13 protein-coding genes and 1 riboswitch are annotated in these 16,959 nt (G+C 41.5%); of the genes, 4 read left to right on the top strand and 9 right to left on the bottom strand.

The window, feature by feature from the left end:
• The first annotated feature begins 96 nt into the window (after positions 1 to 96).
• Positions 97 to 1,473: a PhoH family protein gene (locus tag GLP24_RS13080; RefSeq protein WP_232616134.1), complete on the top strand. Its 1,377-nt coding sequence runs from the start codon at positions 97 to 99 to the stop codon at positions 1,471 to 1,473.
• A 78-nt stretch (positions 1,474 to 1,551) separates the two neighbouring features.
• On the opposite strand, the gene thiQ is transcribed toward GLP24_RS13080, so the two are convergent.
• The 8 genes from thiQ to leuA form a co-directional block, all read right to left on the bottom strand.
• Positions 1,552 to 2,274: a thiamine ABC transporter ATP-binding protein gene (thiQ, locus tag GLP24_RS13075; RefSeq protein ID WP_107237511.1), complete on the bottom strand. Its 723-nt coding sequence runs from the start codon at positions 2,272 to 2,274 to the stop codon at positions 1,552 to 1,554.
• Positions 2,267 to 3,874 carry a thiamine/thiamine pyrophosphate ABC transporter permease ThiP gene (gene thiP / locus GLP24_RS13070; RefSeq protein WP_232616133.1) on the bottom strand — a complete coding sequence of 536 codons (1,608 nt, stop codon included), beginning with the start codon at positions 3,872 to 3,874 and terminating at the stop codon, positions 2,267 to 2,269. Before thiP ends, thiQ begins: the two co-directional genes overlap by 8 nt.
• 12 nt (positions 3,875 to 3,886) lie before the next feature.
• Positions 3,887 to 4,849 carry a thiamine ABC transporter substrate binding subunit gene (gene thiB, locus GLP24_RS13065; RefSeq protein ID WP_232616139.1) on the bottom strand — a complete coding sequence of 321 codons (963 nt, stop codon included), beginning with the start codon at positions 4,847 to 4,849 and terminating at the stop codon, positions 3,887 to 3,889.
• A 144-nt stretch (positions 4,850 to 4,993) separates the two neighbouring features.
• Positions 4,994 to 5,110: riboswitch (TPP riboswitch) on the bottom strand.
• A 28-nt stretch (positions 5,111 to 5,138) separates the two neighbouring features.
• Positions 5,139 to 5,921 carry a DUF547 domain-containing protein gene (locus GLP24_RS13060; RefSeq protein WP_232616132.1) on the bottom strand — a complete coding sequence of 261 codons (783 nt, stop codon included), beginning with the start codon at positions 5,919 to 5,921 and terminating at the stop codon, positions 5,139 to 5,141.
• 128 nt (positions 5,922 to 6,049) lie between these two features.
• The gene (gene leuD, locus GLP24_RS13055; protein WP_045036352.1) at positions 6,050 to 6,652 is read right to left on the bottom strand and encodes a 3-isopropylmalate dehydratase small subunit; all 603 of its coding nucleotides are present in this window, start codon (positions 6,650 to 6,652) and stop codon (positions 6,050 to 6,052) included.
• A gap of 13 nt (positions 6,653 to 6,665) precedes the next feature.
• A complete protein-coding gene (leuC, locus tag GLP24_RS13050; RefSeq protein WP_232616131.1) occupies positions 6,666 to 8,108 on the bottom strand; it encodes a 3-isopropylmalate dehydratase large subunit in 1,443 nt (480 codons plus the stop codon).
• A gap of 11 nt (positions 8,109 to 8,119) precedes the next feature.
• On the bottom strand, positions 8,120 to 9,208 hold the full coding sequence (leuB, locus tag GLP24_RS13045) for a 3-isopropylmalate dehydrogenase (RefSeq protein ID WP_232616130.1): 1,089 nt from the start codon (positions 9,206 to 9,208) through the stop codon (positions 8,120 to 8,122).
• A gap of 56 nt (positions 9,209 to 9,264) precedes the next feature.
• Positions 9,265 to 10,806 carry a 2-isopropylmalate synthase gene (gene leuA, locus GLP24_RS13040; protein WP_232616129.1) on the bottom strand — a complete coding sequence of 514 codons (1,542 nt, stop codon included), beginning with the start codon at positions 10,804 to 10,806 and terminating at the stop codon, positions 9,265 to 9,267.
• A 733-nt stretch (positions 10,807 to 11,539) separates the two neighbouring features.
• Between leuA and GLP24_RS13035 the strand changes: the two genes are divergently transcribed.
• The 3 genes from GLP24_RS13035 (at position 11,540) to ilvN (ending at position 15,910) form a co-directional block, all read left to right on the top strand.
• The gene (locus GLP24_RS13035) at positions 11,540 to 13,363 is read left to right on the top strand and encodes an AMP-dependent synthetase/ligase (RefSeq protein WP_232616128.1); all 1,824 of its coding nucleotides are present in this window, start codon (positions 11,540 to 11,542) and stop codon (positions 13,361 to 13,363) included.
• A 331-nt stretch (positions 13,364 to 13,694) separates the two neighbouring features.
• The gene (locus GLP24_RS13030) at positions 13,695 to 15,413 is read left to right on the top strand and encodes an acetolactate synthase 3 large subunit (protein WP_232616127.1); all 1,719 of its coding nucleotides are present in this window, start codon (positions 13,695 to 13,697) and stop codon (positions 15,411 to 15,413) included.
• The gene (gene ilvN / locus GLP24_RS13025; RefSeq protein WP_101769220.1) at positions 15,413 to 15,910 is read left to right on the top strand and encodes an acetolactate synthase small subunit; all 498 of its coding nucleotides are present in this window, start codon (positions 15,413 to 15,415) and stop codon (positions 15,908 to 15,910) included. Before GLP24_RS13030 ends, ilvN begins: the two co-directional genes overlap by 1 nt.
• Positions 15,911 to 15,984: 74 nt before the next feature.
• On the opposite strand, the gene GLP24_RS13020 is transcribed toward ilvN, so the two are convergent.
• Entirely contained in the window at positions 15,985 to 16,608 is a 624-nt protein-coding gene (locus GLP24_RS13020; protein ID WP_101769221.1) for an FCD domain-containing protein, read from the bottom strand.
• Positions 16,609 to 16,959: the final 351 nt, after the last annotated feature.

Here is a 16,959-nt window from a genome sequence, read left to right as displayed (position 1 = left end):
TTATAAATACTGTAATTAACACAAACGTTAATTTTGACGTAAGCTAAAAGAGTGATAGCCAAGTTTATTGTTGTTCGCCCTACCAAGGAGGTGCTTATGGACAATGCCGAACGGAAACTGTTTGTACTTGATACAAATATTCTGCTTCATGAACCTCTCGCTATCTTTTCTTTTCAGGAACATGACGTCGTGATCCCGATGACGGTACTGGAAGAATTAGATCGTATTAAAGACAGTAAGCGTGATGTTTCACGTGATGCGCGGGTTGCTATTCGCGCCCTTGAAAATATCTTTCACGATGCGACCCCTGAACAAATTTCAGCGGGTATTCCTTTTAATGATCAGATTCCACATAACGGCACGATCGCTATTTTTGCTGATTATGAAGTCAAACAAACGGTACATGCCTTTAGTGATAAAGCAGGTGATAACCGTATTCTTAATAGTGTTCTTTTCCTTCAGCAAAAATATGCCCCTAGAAGCGTAGTATTAGTCACCAAAGATATCAATATGCGCTTACGAGCCAAAGGGGCTGGGGTGTTGAATGTTGATGATTACCGTTCCGATCAATTGATTGATGATGTTGCTTTACTCAGCAAAGGTTTTCACCGTTATAACGGTAATTTCTGGGACAATGTCGCTGAGTGTCATTCTGAAAATCGGGGTCGTGCAACCTTACATACGTTACCGAAAGAGTTATTTGATAACCCATATCTTAATCAATATCTATTGGATGACAGTGAGGATTTTGCTGCACGAATTAAAGCCATTGATGGTGAAGACGTCACCATTAAAGACATTAGTTATGACCGCTTAATGCATCGTCAAGCATGGGGTATACAGCCTAAAAATATTTATCAAGGTATGGCGTTGGATGCAATGCTTGATCCTAGCATTGATTTGGTGATTTTAACGGGGCCTGCGGGTTGTGGTAAAACCATTTTAGCGATGGCGGCAGCGTTAGAACAGGTGATTGAAAAAGGGATGTATGACAAGATCATTGTTACGCGTAATACCCCTGAAATCGCAGAATCTATTGGTTTTCTACCCGGCACTGAAGAAGAAAAAATGTTGCCGTGGTTGGCGGCAGTAACCGATACCATGGAAGCGTTACATAAGCATGATGTCTGTACTGAAGGTTCAATGAAATACATTTTTGACAAAGCCAATATTCAATTTAAATCAATTAACTTTATGCGCGGTCGTTCAATTCAAAATGCATTTGTATTGCTCGATGAGTGTCAGAACCTAACCGCATCACAGATTAAAACCATTATTACCCGTTGTGGTGAGGGAACTAAGTTGGTGTGCTCGGGTAACTTGGCACAAATTGATTCCAATTATTTATCACCAGTAACATCAGGATTAACTTATATTGTTGAACGGTTTAAACACTTTGAGGGTAGCGCCAATATTTATATTAATGGTGTGGTGCGAAGTCGTTTAGCAGAATTTGCGGAAGAAAATCTTTAAGTTCATCGTTGTTGTTTTAACAATATAAGCCGAGCTCTAGGGATAACATACTGAGCTCGGCTTTGTTTATGGCCGTTATTACGCTAAGCCTAAGTAATGACGTAAGTCTGGTTGTTGGGGATGGTTTAATAGCACATCAGTCTCCCCAAATGCTTTTACTTCTCCGTTATCAATAAAAATGCATTTATTGGCGATTTTTTTAGCATCATCAGGGCTATGAGTGATCATTAATACGGTGATGGCTTGCTGTTGAGCCAGTTGCTGTACCAGCTGTAGCATGTCGTTACGCAACGCAGGATCAAGCGCCGAAAACGGTTCATCAAGTAGTAATAAAGGCCGTTGTCGAATTAAACAGCGCGCTAATGCCACCCGTTGCCGCTGCCCGCCTGATAGCTGCTCGGGCAGGCGGGGTAAATACGCCGTTAACCCCACTTTTTCCGCTGCATCATGTACCTGTTGGCGTTGTTGGGGACTTAATTTAAGACGAGGATCAACGCCAAGAGCAATGTTTTCATAGACCGTTAAATGCGGAAATAAATTATGCTCTTGAAACAGCATTGATAAGGGGCGTTGAGCAGGATCAAGCGTAATAATTGATTGCTGGTGGATACAAATTTCACCACTATCAGGCTGTAAAAATCCCGCAATAAGCGCCAATAAGGTACTTTTCCCCGCACCACTTGGACCGATTAACGCCGCAATATCACCTTGTTGAAGGGTAAAGTTAAAGCTTAACGGCATAGGGTGTTCATGCTGGTGTTGAGGTTGATAGGTATAACATAATTGGTTGATATCAAGCATGGTGTTTGCCTTTGGTTCGCCGAGGCTGGAAGCAATATTCAATTGCGCTGAATAAACCTAAGCTGAGTAATAACAATAATAATGCAGCCACAGCAGCACCATCCATGCGATAGCTACCCATTAATTGGAATAAATACAGCGGTAATGTTTGAAAATCTTGACTACCGAACAAAGCAATTGCACCGAGATCACCCAGCGACAATACCAAGCTGATAGCCAATGACTGTGCGATAGGCTTACGCAGTGCTCGCCATTCTACAAGTCGTAATCGAGACCAACCACGCATGCCTAAACTATGACATAACATATTGTATTGTTGAGCAATATGCAGCATTGGTTGGCTAAGGGTTTTGATCACATAAGGCAGTGCCATTAAAGCATTAACTCCCACCACAACCCAAAAAGCAGCGCCATAGGCATCGGTATATTGACGCAGTAATAAGAAAATACCGGTACTTAACACTAGCCCTGGAGTAACTAAAATAATGGTGCCGATCATTTCAATACTATCGGCACTCAAACGTTGTTTATTTAAGCGTAATTGTCGACTCGCGAGTAAGATCATCACCCCCAAAACAACCGCTAAGCTACATGCCATGACCGCAATTTCAAGTGAATTAGCGACTGCATGCCACAGTGCAGGTTGTTGTAATAACTGCGGTAATTGACGGTTTAACCCAGCAACAAAAACGGCAATAATTGGTGGGATCACCAGTAATATTGCAGCCACGATCCAACTCCAATCCCACCATTTTGCCCGCCAATTATCTTGATAATTAACCACATTTTTACCCACAGAGGCACTAAAGGTTGCTAATGGTTTGGCAAAGCGATGGCTCAGTAACACTAATCCGCCACAAAGTAACATTTGCCATAGCGCTAAAATCGCACCAGTTGCAAGATCGAAGTCGTAGCGAATTGCTTGGTAAATCGCAAGTTCAATGGTGGTTGATTTAGGGCCGCCACCCAGTGACATGATCACCGCAAAACTGGTAAAGCACAGCATGAAAATAAGCCCGGCTACATGGGGTAATTGTTGGCGTAGTCGAGGCCAAGCGACAAGTTTAAATTTATGCCAACCAGTAATGCCTAAATGGGTGGCTAATTGGTGCTGTTCATGAGGGATTGATTCTAAACTTTGGAGTAAAAATCGCACGGCTAATGGTAAGTTGAGAAAGACATGCGCCAGCAAAATGCCGCTTAAACCATAAATATTGAGTCGGGGTAATCCGAGCCAGCTTAATCCATGACTAATGATGCCGCTTTTACCGTAGATCGCTAATAAGCCAAACACCGCCACTAATACAGGCATCACTAGCGTCATAGCAAACAAACGTAATAACAGTTGTTTACCTATAAAATTGCGTCGTGATAGTGCGTAAGCAATCGCAATTGCAGGCACAATACTGAGTAAAGTAGACAGCAAGGCTTGGTAAAAACTAAATCGCGTCACATGACGTAGATAAGGATCATGCCATAAGCTACTCAGTTGCCATTGTCCAGCATGAAGTATAAGGCTGGTGATCGCGGCGATCACCAGTAATAGAATAAGCCCGACACTTAATAGTCCGGGCAATAATTGAGTTACACGTTTATTCACAGCGGTATGCCATTATTGGGTCAGCGCTTGCTGCCATTCTCGAATCCATGCTTTACGCTTGTGAGCCACTTCATCAGCACTAAATTCTAATGCTTTATCTGGCATCGTTAATTGATTAAATGCGGCGGGCAGTGGTTGTTTGGTGACAGGGTACATCCAGTTGTGGGTCGCAATTTGAGATTGAAAACCATCACTGACAATGAACTGCATAAACTGATCAGCCAGTTTAGGATGCGGGCTGTTTTTCATTTTGGCTGCGACTTCAACTTGCATGTAATGGCCTTCTTTAAAGTTAGCCGCTTTATACTGGTTTTTGTGCTCTTCCATAATGTGATAAGCCGGTGAGGTGGTGTATGACAACACCATATCGGCTTCACCATCAAGGAACATGCTGTAAGCTTCTGACCAGCCCTTTGTTACCGTTACTGTGTGTTTAGCAAGTTGTTGCCATGCGGCAGTCGCTTTATCACCGTACACTGATTTTATCCATAACATCAGCCCTTGACCGGGGGTTGATGTGCGCGGATCTTGGTAGATCACACTGATGTTTTGATCGTTAACTAGCGCTTTTAAACTGGTGGGTGGGTGGGGTAATTTGGTGCTGTCATAAACAAACGCAAAGTAGCCGTAATCATAAGGAATAAAGGTATCGTCGTGCCAGCCTTTTGGAAGGGTAAGTTTACTAAGATCAACATGTTGCTTGGCTAATAACCCCGTTTTTTTGGCTTCGGTCATGAGGTTGTTATCAAGCCCTAACAGAATATCAGCTTTACTGCTGTTACCTTCTAAACGGACTCTATTTAAAATAGAAACGCCATCTTCTAACGAAACAAAGTTAACCTTGCAACCGTCACATTGGGCTTCAAAGGCTTTTTTGATGATCGGCCCCGGTCCCCACTCTGATGAAAACGAGCTGTAGGTATAAACATTAAGGGTGTTATCGGCGGCAAAAACGTTACTTGAGAGTAACGACATTGATATTAACGGTAAAAGTGTATAACGGATTTTCACTATGCGCTCCTGATGTCAGCATCCTGCAAACAAAATAAAGAGAGAGAGCGGCACAGGCTTGAGAGGTTTTAGTATCATGCTGTAATAGCAGATTGGCAGTGGTGAAATACCAGTGCGTTTCTCAATTCCTACGCCAGCATTACCTGGTTCAGGTTCAATGGGTTCTGCTATATCAATCAAGATAATAACAACAATCTCAGCCTAATGGCTCCCCAATGAGAACGCGAGTATTGTACCCGTAACTAGCGTTAAGTTATAGCTTCTGATTTAACAACCAGTTGTAATCAAATTTGATGTTATTGCCATTGATTTTTTTATGCAGTCGATAATGATTTATATGCTGCAATAAAGCCTGTCTATTACCAAAATCAACGCTATACCAGTCATAAATTGATGATAAGGTCGTTTGCTTTGAGTTGGTATGTACCCCTTTATTACTATTAATAAAACGGCTGGCGGCAGTATTCAGTTGCTGCTCAAGCTGATGGCTGTCAAAGACTTGAGGTAGTAAGTCAGGGCACCCTAAGCTGGCGCAATTGACCGCATAATGAATACGAGGATCGCGCCAGATCGGACGTAATATACGATGTTCTATGTCATTTAAACTTAGGGTTTTCTTCATGATAGTAACAATGGGTTGATCCCATGGACCAAAACTGAAAAAACCACCGAGTTTAGTAATTGAGGTGAGTGGATAATTATCAAGGATCAATTGGACGGTAAGGGCATTATAAAGATTAACCCAATAAGCAAATTGAACATTACGATTATATTGGCGAGGATCAAGCTGGCTCAGTTGATAGATGTAAGTATGTAATTTTTGTTTATCAGCAGGAGTCACTGCGCTGTAACGAAATAGGGTTTGGTGTGGTTCTACAACCAGATATTTATTTAATAACTGTTGCCATTGCTGATGATCAATATCCTGTTGATTGGTGGTAACTTGATCTTGCCAATAAGGCAGTAGATTGGCCTTTGGTGCTGCGAAAATATTCAGTGACCAGAAAATGAGTAACAAGCTCAACATTATGCGCATAAATAACCTGTTTATAAAGATAAGAGAATGATCAAGACCGTTATGGTGCTGGGTTTATTGCAGTGTAAAGAGTGAGGTCATAAATCAACGCCTGTTTACTCACAGGCGTTTTTTATTGAACAGATGACCTAAGCAAGATAAGTGGGAATATTCGCCTCATACTCAGCAATTTTGGTTTGGTGTTGTAGGGTTAAGCCGATGTTGTCTAATCCGTTTAACAAGCAATGACGACGAAATTCGTCAATTTCAAATGGATATTGTTTGTTATTGGCATTTACTGTCATTGCTTTTAGATCAACGGTGATCTCAGCGGCGACGGTTGTTTCTACAAATTCAAATAATTCATTAACCTGTTGATCGGTAAGACGAACAGGGATCATTTGGTTATTGATCGAATTGCCATAAAAAATATCAGCAAAACTGGGGGCGATCATCACTTTAATGCCGTAATCAGCAAGGGCCCACGGAGCATGTTCACGTGATGATCCACAGCCGAAGTTTTCTCGTGCCAGTAAAATGGTTGCACCTTGGTAGCGAGGGGCATTCATTATAAAATCGGGATTAGGTTGTTGGCCGCCATCATCTAAAAAGCGCCAGTCATGAAATAAATGTTGTCCAAATCCAGTACGGGTTACTTTTTGAAGAAACTGTTTTGGAATAATGGCATCGGTATCAATATTGGCGGTATTTAACGGTACTACCAATCCTGTATGCTGAGTAAAGCCTGTCATAGTTATGTCCTTATTATGCCGATAGCGGCTCAAGTTGACGAATATCGACAAAGTGTCCTGCACATGCCGCCGCCGCAGCCATTGCTGGGCTGACTAAGTGGGTACGACCATCTCGGCCCTGACGACCTTCAAAGTTACGGTTACTGGTGGATGCGCATCGCTCTTGGGGGCCTAAGCGATCATTATTCATTGCAAGACACATAGAGCATCCCGGTAGTCGCCATTCAAAACCTGCCTCAATAAAGATCTTATCAAGGCCTTCTTGTTCTGCTTGAGCTTTGACTTGCTCAGAACCAGGTACGACTAAGGCTTGGACGTTAGCTGCGACCTTGCGGCCTTTGGCAATCGCGGCGGCTGCACGTATATCTTCGATGCGAGAGTTGGTACAAGAACCGATAAAAACTTTATCGATAGCATAATCAGATAATGATTTATGAGGTTCTAGTCCCATGTAAGCCAAGGCTTTTATAGCCGATTTTTGCTCTACTAAATCACTGAAACTTTCAGGGGCTGGGATCGGCTCATCAACGGCAATCACTTGACCGGGGTTGGTGCCCCACGTGACTTGCGGTTTTATTGTGGTGGCATCTAAAGTGACGATAGCATCAAATTCTGCGTTATTATCACTGGCGAGGGTTTGCCAATAAGTGATGGCTGCATCTAAATCGGCACCTTGAGGCGAAAATTTACGGCCTTTAATATAATCAAAAGTGGTTTGGTCTGGAGCAATTAAGCCTGCTTTAGCACCCAATTCAATCGCCATATTACACACCGTCATACGACCTTCCATCGTCAGATCCGTGATCGCTTCACCACAGAATTCCACCACATAGCCAGTGCCTCCAGCAGCGGTAGTTTTACCGATAATCGCTAGCACGATGTCTTTTGCGGTAATGCCCGCTGCTACTTTTCCTTTGACTTCAATTTTCATGGTTTTAGCGCGAGATTGTTTAAGAGTTTGGGTCGCTAACACATGTTCAACTTCAGAGGTGCCGATACCAAATGCGAGTGCCCCAAAAGCGCCGTGTGTCGCGGTATGTGAGTCCCCACAAACAATGGTCATTCCGGGCAAGGTAATGCCGAGTTCTGGCCCCATAACATGGACAATACCTTGATATTTATGATTCAGATCGTAAAGGGTAACCCCAAAGTCAGCACAATTTTTTGCCAGTGTTTCCATCTGAATTCGCGCCATTTCACCTGATGCGTTGATATCTTTGGTTTGAGTGGAAACGTTATGATCCATGGTGGCAAAGGTTTTATTTACTTGGCGAACTTGACGACCTTGTTCGCGCAGCCCATCAAATGCCTGTGGTGAGGTCACTTCATGCACTAAATGACGATCAATATATAAGATTGGGTTTTCGCCAGCCGCTGCTACTACCACATGGGCATCATAGACTTTTTGATAAAGCGTCTTGGCTGATGTTGCCGTTGACGGAGTGTTATTCGACATTATGCTGTTCCTTATGCATGTTGAATATAGGCGGCGATTTTGTCACCCATTTCGCTGGTGGTCAGGGCGATGTTATTACCCGCCAAATCTGCCGTTAGTTGCCCCGCTTCTAGTGCTTGCGCTACCGCTTTTTCTATTGCACGAGCCGCATCTTCTTCACCAAGGCTATACCGTAACATCAAGGCTGCTGATAGAATTTGGGCAATGGGGTTAGCACTATTTTTACCTGCGATATCAGGCGCTGAACCGCCGGCTGGTTCATAGAGACCAAATTTTTGTTGGTTTAAACTTGCAGATGGCAACATGCCCATTGAACCGGTGATCATGGCGCATTCATCGGAAATAATGTCGCCGAAGATATTGGAACATAGCATTACATCAAACTGCGATGGATCTTTGATAAGTTGCATGGTGGCGTTATCAATGTACATGTGGCTCAAGCTAACATCAGGATAATCCGCGGCTACTTCTTCGACCACTTGACGCCATAATATAGAGCTTTGTAGTACATTGGCTTTATCGATGGAGCAGACTTTCTTACGGCGTAAACGCGCAGATTCAAAGGCTATTTTAGCAATGCGCTTAATTTCATAGCGGTGATAAATTTCAGTATCAAAGGCTTTTTCTTGTGCGCCTTCGCCTTCACGACCTTTGGGCTCGCCAAAGTAAATACCGCCAGTGAGTTCACGTACAACGGTAATATCAAACCCTCGCTCAGAAATATCAGCTCGTAGAGGGGAAAAGTGTTCTAGACCACGGTGGATTTGTGCCGGACGTAAGTTACAAAACAATTCAAAGTGCTTACGCAGCGGTAAGAGTGCGCCACGCTCAGGTTGATCATTCGGGGCGAGGTGTTCCCATTTATGGCCACCGACAGAGCCAAATAATACCGCATCAGCGGCTTCACAGCCTTTTAGGGTGATGGACGGTAAGGGACAACCATGATTATCAATCGCAATACCACCAACATCGAACTGATGACACTCAAGGGTTATATCAAATTGCTGTTGGACGGCGGCCAAGACTTTGTGCGCTTGTTGCATCACTTCGGGGCCAATACCGTCACCGGGTAGTACTGCTATATTATATGAACCTGCCATGGTGGGTGCTCTCCATAATGTACTAAAAATAAAATTAAATTCGTCAATGAATAACGTTAGTGGTTATGTTGTTGTTTTATCGTTGCTATTTGATCGGCTCGATAAATACTATTGATAACGTGGATCAGAGCCTGACCCGACGCTTCAACAATATCTGTCGCAAGACCCGTGCCGTGGTATTTACGGCCTTTGTAATGAGCAATGATATCCGCTTGGCCTAAACCATCTTCACCTTCCCCTTTGGCGGTAAGATCAAACTTGTCTAATATAATCTCATACCCAGTTAGGCGGTAGATGCATTGATACAAGGCATCTACCGGACCATTACCGACAGCGGCTTCACATTTTTCTTTATCACCACATTGAAGCTTAATGCTGGTGGTTGCCATTACGCTGCCAGATTGGACGCTTAAATAGTTTATTTTGAAAAAGTCATCTTCATCACGCAGATTAGAAAAATGCATTAAGGCTTCAAGATCATAATCAAACACTTGGCCTTTACGATCGGCAAGGCTAAGGAAATCCGTATACAGTTTATCAAGGTCATATTCATGCTCAGTGTAGCCGAGGGTGTCCATATGACTTTTCACCGCAGCGCGACCAGAACGACTGGTCAGATTTAATGCCTGATTTTTAAGGCCAATTGACGTTGGGGTCATGATCTCGTAGGTATTTTTATTTTTTAGCATGCCGTCTTGGTGAATGCCTGACGAGTGGCTAAAAGCGTTACTGCCTACAATGGCTTTATTGGCTTGAATCGGCATGTTACATAACTGACTAACCATTTTGCTGGTGCGGTGGATTTCGTCATATTTGATATTAGTGTGGACCCCCAATAGTGATTGACGGGTTTTAATTATCATTGCTATTTCTTCAAGGGCGCAATTACCAGCACGTTCACCTAAGCCGTTAATCGTCCCTTCGACTTGGCGGGCGCCTGCTTGAATGGCAGCCATTGAATTGGCGACTGACATGCCGAGATCATCATGACAATGCACGGAGATGATGGCTTTATCGATATTCGGTACGCGATTAAAAAGTTGGGTGATAATGCCACCAAATTCACTTGGCAGGGTATAGCCAACAGTATCGGGAATATTAATCGTATTTGCGCCCGCTTTAATCGCGGCTTCCACCATTTTGCAGAGGTTATCAATCGGAGTTCGTCCTGCATCTTCACATGAGAACTCAACATCATCAGTGTATTTACGCGCCCGCTTAACCGCGGCGATCCCCATTTGTATTACGTCATCATAGCTGCGGCGTAGTTTATCTTGTACGTGGACGGTAGAGGTTGAAATAAAAGTATGGATACGAAATGCTTCAGCTGCCTTTAATGATTCAGCGGCAACATCAATGTCTTTTTCAACTGCGCGCGCTAAGGCACATATTCGACTTTGTTTGATGTGGGTTGCGATGGTTTGTACTGATTCAAAGTCACCGGGGGATGACACCGGAAAACCCGCTTCGATAACATCGACACCTAAGCGTTCAAGAGCATAAGCAATTTGTAATTTTTCTTTGACGGTTAGGCTGGCTGATAAAGCCTGTTCACCGTCACGTAAAGTAGTATCAAAAATAATGACCTGATTGTTCATCGTGACATCCTTTTACTTTTATATGTGGGCCTGTATAAGGCTACGTTCCGCATTCACTTGCGCTGGTCAAAATATGAAAAAACCCGCGCTTGCTTGCGCGGGTTTTGAAATCTTTAGTGGTGTTTCCCACTCGATAGCAACCCGCGTGATTACGTCACGATGAGGAGTAAAGCTAAGAGGAGATAGAAAGGTGTTTTCATTTCATTAAAGATTCCAATAAATGTTGTTAACAAATAAATATCAAATAGACGGGCTATAGGTCAACCAAAAATTGTATTTTTTTTATACTTTAAGTAAAGATTAAGGAAGGGAGACTAAAAATTTAGCGTGAGAGTTATGTCGTACCGATCCATTTTATGATGAATGTAGATGTTACGAATACCTCTTCAGGTATTCGTGATCTTCTTTTAGAAGATAGAGTTAATACAACACTGCACGTTATTTTAAAATTAGTGTTATAAATCAAGGTAGTGTTGGTGATCTTTAATCTTCATCTTACTACGTAGATTATTTATGTTCTTTTTCTGTAATGAAACCATGTTATTTATAGATTCTTACACTTTTAGTGTTTATTTAAAAAGTTATTGAAGACAATAAGTAAGCAGGTATAGAGTGATCTAGATCGTCAGAAGCTATAATTTAATACGCATTATAGTTGGCTTTTTAAAGGCTGAATTGTAGACTGCATATCTCAAATCAGCTTACAAGTGTAAGCTAAAAAAATAGAGTACTTATGGCACAACATGATTTCCATATTGTTCACCGTATTCGTCAGCAAATTGCGCGCTTAGGCGACAGTCCTGCTTTACGTCATCAAGTTGATGACGAGTGGCAAGATATTAGCTGGAATAATTTTGGTGAAAAAATTCAACAGTTGGCGTTAGCGTTATTAAATCAAGGTTTAGCTGTACAAGATAAAGTGGGTATTTTTGCTAATAATATGCCACGTTGGACTATTGCTGACTTTGCTTCGCTATATAATCGCTGTGTTACGGTGCCTATTTATCCAACCAATACACCTCAGCAGTCGGTATATGTTATTAACGATGCTAATGTCAAAGTGCTGTTTGTGGGTGAGCAAGCACAATTAAACATTGCTGTTTCTATTGCTGATCAGTGTCCGAATTTAGAGCGTATAGTTGCGCTAACTGATGATGTTGAATTACCCCAACATCCTTTGGTTTGTCATTATGTCGACTTTTTAAAGACTGCTAGTTTAGAACACCAAGTAGAGCTTGATACTCGTATTGGTGATTTAGCGATGGATGATTTATTAACGCTGATTTATACCTCTGGTACGACAGGTACGCCTAAAGGGGTGATGCTTGATTATTCTAATGTTGCTTCACAAATTATTGCTCACGATGAGCGATTAGCATTAGATGAAGGAGATACTTCACTGTGTTTCTTACCACTATCACACGTATTTGAACGTGCTTGGACATTCTATGTCTTGCACCGTGGTGTAATTAACTGCTATTTGTCTGATACTAATAAGCTTAAAGAAGCGTTAGTGACGGTGAAGCCTAATTATATGTCAGCAGTGCCACGTGTGTATGAGAAAATATACTCTGGTGTGCATGAGAAAGTCGCTCGAGCGCCATTTCATCGAAAGATGATTTTTACTTGGGCTGTGAATATAGGCGCAAGAATGTCGCTGGCTCGTCAACAATGCCGAGAACCATCATGGTTATTACAAAAAAGTTATAACCTTGCCGATAAAATGGTGCTGTCTAAATTACGTGCGGTACTGGGTGGTAATATTAAGTGTATGCCATGTGGTGGTGCTAAATTAGATGAAGGGATTGGACGTTTTTTCCATGCTATAGGCGTTAACGTTAAGTTAGGTTATGGCATGACAGAAACAACGGCAACAGTATCTTGCTGGGATGATCGTTGTTACAACCCTGATTCTATTGGTATGCCAATGCCTGGTGCTGAAGTTAAAATTGGTAAAGATAATGAAATTCTAGTACGTGGTCCGATGGTGATGCGCGGCTATTACAATATGCCAGAAGAGACGGCGAATAATTTTACTGATGATGGTTTTCTCAAAACTGGTGATGCAGGTTATATTGATGAGCAAGGTAATTTGTTTATTACTGATCGCATTAAAGAGCTAATGAAAACGTCTGGTGGTAAATATATTGCCCCTCAAGTGATTGAAGGTGCGATTGGTAAAGATCATCTGATTGAACAAATTGCCGTTATAGCTGACACCCGTAAATTCGTATCAGCATTAATTGTACCGTGTTTTGAAACACTAGAAGAACATGCGCGCGAGCTTAATATTAAATATAAAGACCGTATGGAATTGATTAAACATAGTCAAATTGTTGAGTTAATTGAAAATCGCGTAATTGAGTTGCAGAAAGACTTGGCACGTTTCGAACAAGTGAAAAAATTCACGTTATTGCCTAAATCATTTTCAATGGATAAAGGTGAATTAACACCAACGCAAAAACTACGTCGTAAAGTGATTCAAGATCGTTATCACAAAGAAATTGAACATATGTACGAAGAAAGCCATAAAAAGGCCCAACAAAAAGACGACTAAGATGTTTTTTGCTTAGATTTAAGAAAGAAGCCTTTAAGGCTTCTTTTTTATGTCTATTACATAGTGATATGTGCTGATCCCTAGTCTAATACTAGTAGTTGGTAGTGATCTGTTAATAAATGGTTATATAAAGAATCGGTAATACCCATCACGTTAGATAAAAAAGATAAATTCCTATTTTGCTCTAGTAATGAATGATGCAAAAGCGTTAAGGTTGTTGCGGTTATTCACGTTTATTATTGCAACTGTGATCAACACAGCATGATTTGTCATGTTTTTTATTAGGCTAAAAATAAGCCCTAACTATGTTTCATTGATCTGGAGACAAAATATGGAAATGTTGTCTGGCGCAGAGATGATCGTTCGTTCGATGATCGATCAAGGCGTTAAGCATATCTTCGGTTATCCCGGAGGTTCAGTACTTGATATTTATGATGCATTGCATGAGAAAAGTGATATTGAACATGTGTTAGTTCGTCATGAACAAGCGGCGGTGCACATGGCTGATGGTTATGCTAGAGCAACAGGGGATGTTGGTGTTGTTCTTGTCACATCCGGCCCTGGAGCAACCAATGCGATCACTGGTATTGCTACCGCTTATATGGACTCGATTCCACTTGTTGTATTGTCAGGCCAAGTAATGAGTAACTTGATTGGTAATGATGCCTTTCAAGAATGCGATATGGTTGGTATTTCACGCCCGGTCGTAAAGCATAGCTTTCTGGTAACTAAACCTGAAGATATCCCTACCATTATTAAAAAAGCGTTTTATATCGCCGCTAGTGGCCGCCCTGGACCTGTTGTAGTTGATATTCCTAAAGATATGCTTAACCCAGCAGAAACCTACCCATATCAGTATCCTGAGTCGATAGCATTACGTTCTTATAATCCCACGACGCAAGGCCATAAAGGTCAAATAAAACGGGGTGTAAAAGCCTTATTATGCGCCAAACAACCTGTACTCTATGTCGGTGGTGGGGCGGTTATGTCTGATTGTAGTAAACAATTAATGGCGTTAGCGGAAAGCTTACATCTTCCTGTGGTTAATACTTTAATGGGGCTGGGTGCTTTTCCTGGGACGCATGAGCAATGTTTGGGTATGTTAGGTATGCATGGTACCTATGAAGCTAATATGGCAATGCATAATGCCGATCTTATTTTTGGGATCGGGGTTAGATTTGATGATCGTACTACTAATAATCTTGAGAAATATTGCCCTAATGCGACCATCATGCACATCGATATTGATCCGTCATCGATATCAAAAACCGTCGCCGTGGATATTCCAATTGTCGGCTCAGCAGATACTGTACTTACCAGTATGCTTAAATTGATTAATGAGCAAGATAGTTGTGATAGTAAAGACATTTTGCAACCGTGGTGGCAACAAATATCAACGTGGCGTCAACGTCAATGTCTACGTTATGACACCACTACCGACCGCATCAAGCCGCAACAAGTGATTGAATCGTTATATCGCCTTACTGATGGTGATGCGTATGTCACCTCAGATGTGGGCCAGCATCAGATGTTTGCTGCTTTGTATTATCCATTTGATAAACCTCGACGTTGGATAAATTCTGGTGGTCTTGGCACCATGGGATTTGGCTTACCTGCGGCAATGGGGGTTAAATTTGCATTACCGAATGCAGAGGTTGTGTGTGTGACAGGAGATGGCAGTATTCAAATGAATATTCAAGAACTGTCGACGGCATTGCAATACGATATTCCGGTGAAAATAATTAACCTTAATAATCGTTTTCTAGGCATGGTAAAGCAATGGCAAGATATGATTTATCAAGGTCGCCATTCTCAGTCTTATATGGATTCTGTGCCTGATTTTGCCGCGATCGCTGAAGCTTATGGGCATGTAGGGGTTCGTATTTCTGATCCTAAGTTACTTGATCAGCAATTAGAACAAGCATTGGCATTGAAAGATAAATTGGTTTTTATTGATATTAGTATTGATGAAACAGAGCATGTTTATCCGATGTTGATCCGTGGTGGTGCCATGAGTGATATGTGGTTAAGTAAAACGGAGCGAACTTAATGCGTAGAATTATTTCAGTATTACTTGAAAACCAGCCAGGGGCACTTTCACGGGTGGTGGGATTATTTTCTCAGCGAGGCTATAACATTGAATCATTAACGGTAGCACCAACAGATGATCCTACTTTGTCTCGGTTAAATATTACCACTCATGTTGAAGATGAAGCTGCGTATGAGCAAATTGAAAAGCAACTGCATAAATTAATTGATATTTTAAAAGTCAGTAACGTGACAGCCTCTGATCATATTGAACGGGAGTTGATGTTAGTAAAAGTAAAAGCCAGTGGTTTTGCGCGAGCAGAAGTGAAACGTACCGCTGATATTTTTAGAGGCTTAATTGTCGATGTCACCAGTCAGATTTATACCATTCAAGTGACAGGAACGGGTGAAAAATTAGATGCGTTTTTAGCTGCGGTAGGTGAGGCGACTGATATTATTGAAGTAGCACGCAGTGGTGTGGTTGGTCTTGCTCGTGGTGAACGCGCTTTAAAAGTATAACATGAGATATGAGACAAAAAACCCATGACATAATAAATGTGGCATGGGTTTATTATTGAATTATGTGGGTAAAACTAGAGATAAGGGCTCACAGAACTGACCGCATTTTTTGAGTGCTCATTCATTATTTTTTGTGCCAGCTCAATATCACGATCCAATACTGCTTTCATTAACGCTTCATGTTCACCGCTATCATGATAGCGATTTTCACTATCACGAGATTGACTTAACCAAATATGACGATAGCGTTTAAGTTGTTCGTAGATATCAAGGTAAAGATCCAGTAATACGGGTGAATTACTGCCTGATAAAATAGCAATATGAAAATCGCCATGGCGCTGTTCCCATTCAGAGAGGTCAGCGTTATCAGAGGTTGGATTAAGGCGGCTTAATTTATGGTAGCTAGTAAGAATATTGAGTTCCCAAGCTTCATCGCCTTGTAAAATGGCTTTTTTTAATAATTCGTGTGAAATTAAGTGGTGAGCATTAAAAAGGTCTGTTAGTTCTTCCACTGAAACTGGCGCTACCCAGCAACCTTTTTGTGGTGCAAATTTAACATATTTTTTCCACGATAATTGGACTAAAGCTTCACGAATAGGGGACGCACCAACTTGATAATGTTCTTTCAAATCGGCAACAACAAGTTTTTGTCCGGGAGTCAATTTGCCAAGTAAAATATCTTGTCGTATGACCTCCATGATTTTATTCGTTTGCGTAGGACTGGACACAGTTTCCCTCTTTGTTGTTATATTTATTCGACGTTATACAGATCTAACCTTTGGTTGAGGTTATTGGTTTTTTAGTATTTATTGATAAGGAGTATAACTGGCTTTGTTTATTGCTTAAACATTAAAGAGAAGGATAAGCAATGATTAAAATAGATTGGCACTGGGAATGTAACAACGGTAGGTCATTGATTTATAAAATAGTGATGTTAGATAGATTTATCAAGCATTGATTTATAAATATTGTCGATGATCAGGATAAAGTAGAGGTGTAAGCGTGTTACGAATAAGAAAATATAGACAAATAAAAAGGGAGCCTAAGCT

The organism is Photobacterium carnosum, assembly GCF_021236965.1.
GTDB classification, from domain to species: domain Bacteria; phylum Pseudomonadota; class Gammaproteobacteria; order Enterobacterales; family Vibrionaceae; genus Photobacterium; species Photobacterium carnosum.
Note: the sequence above shows the minus strand (reverse complement) of the source record. Positions and strands in the feature narration are given on the sequence as shown.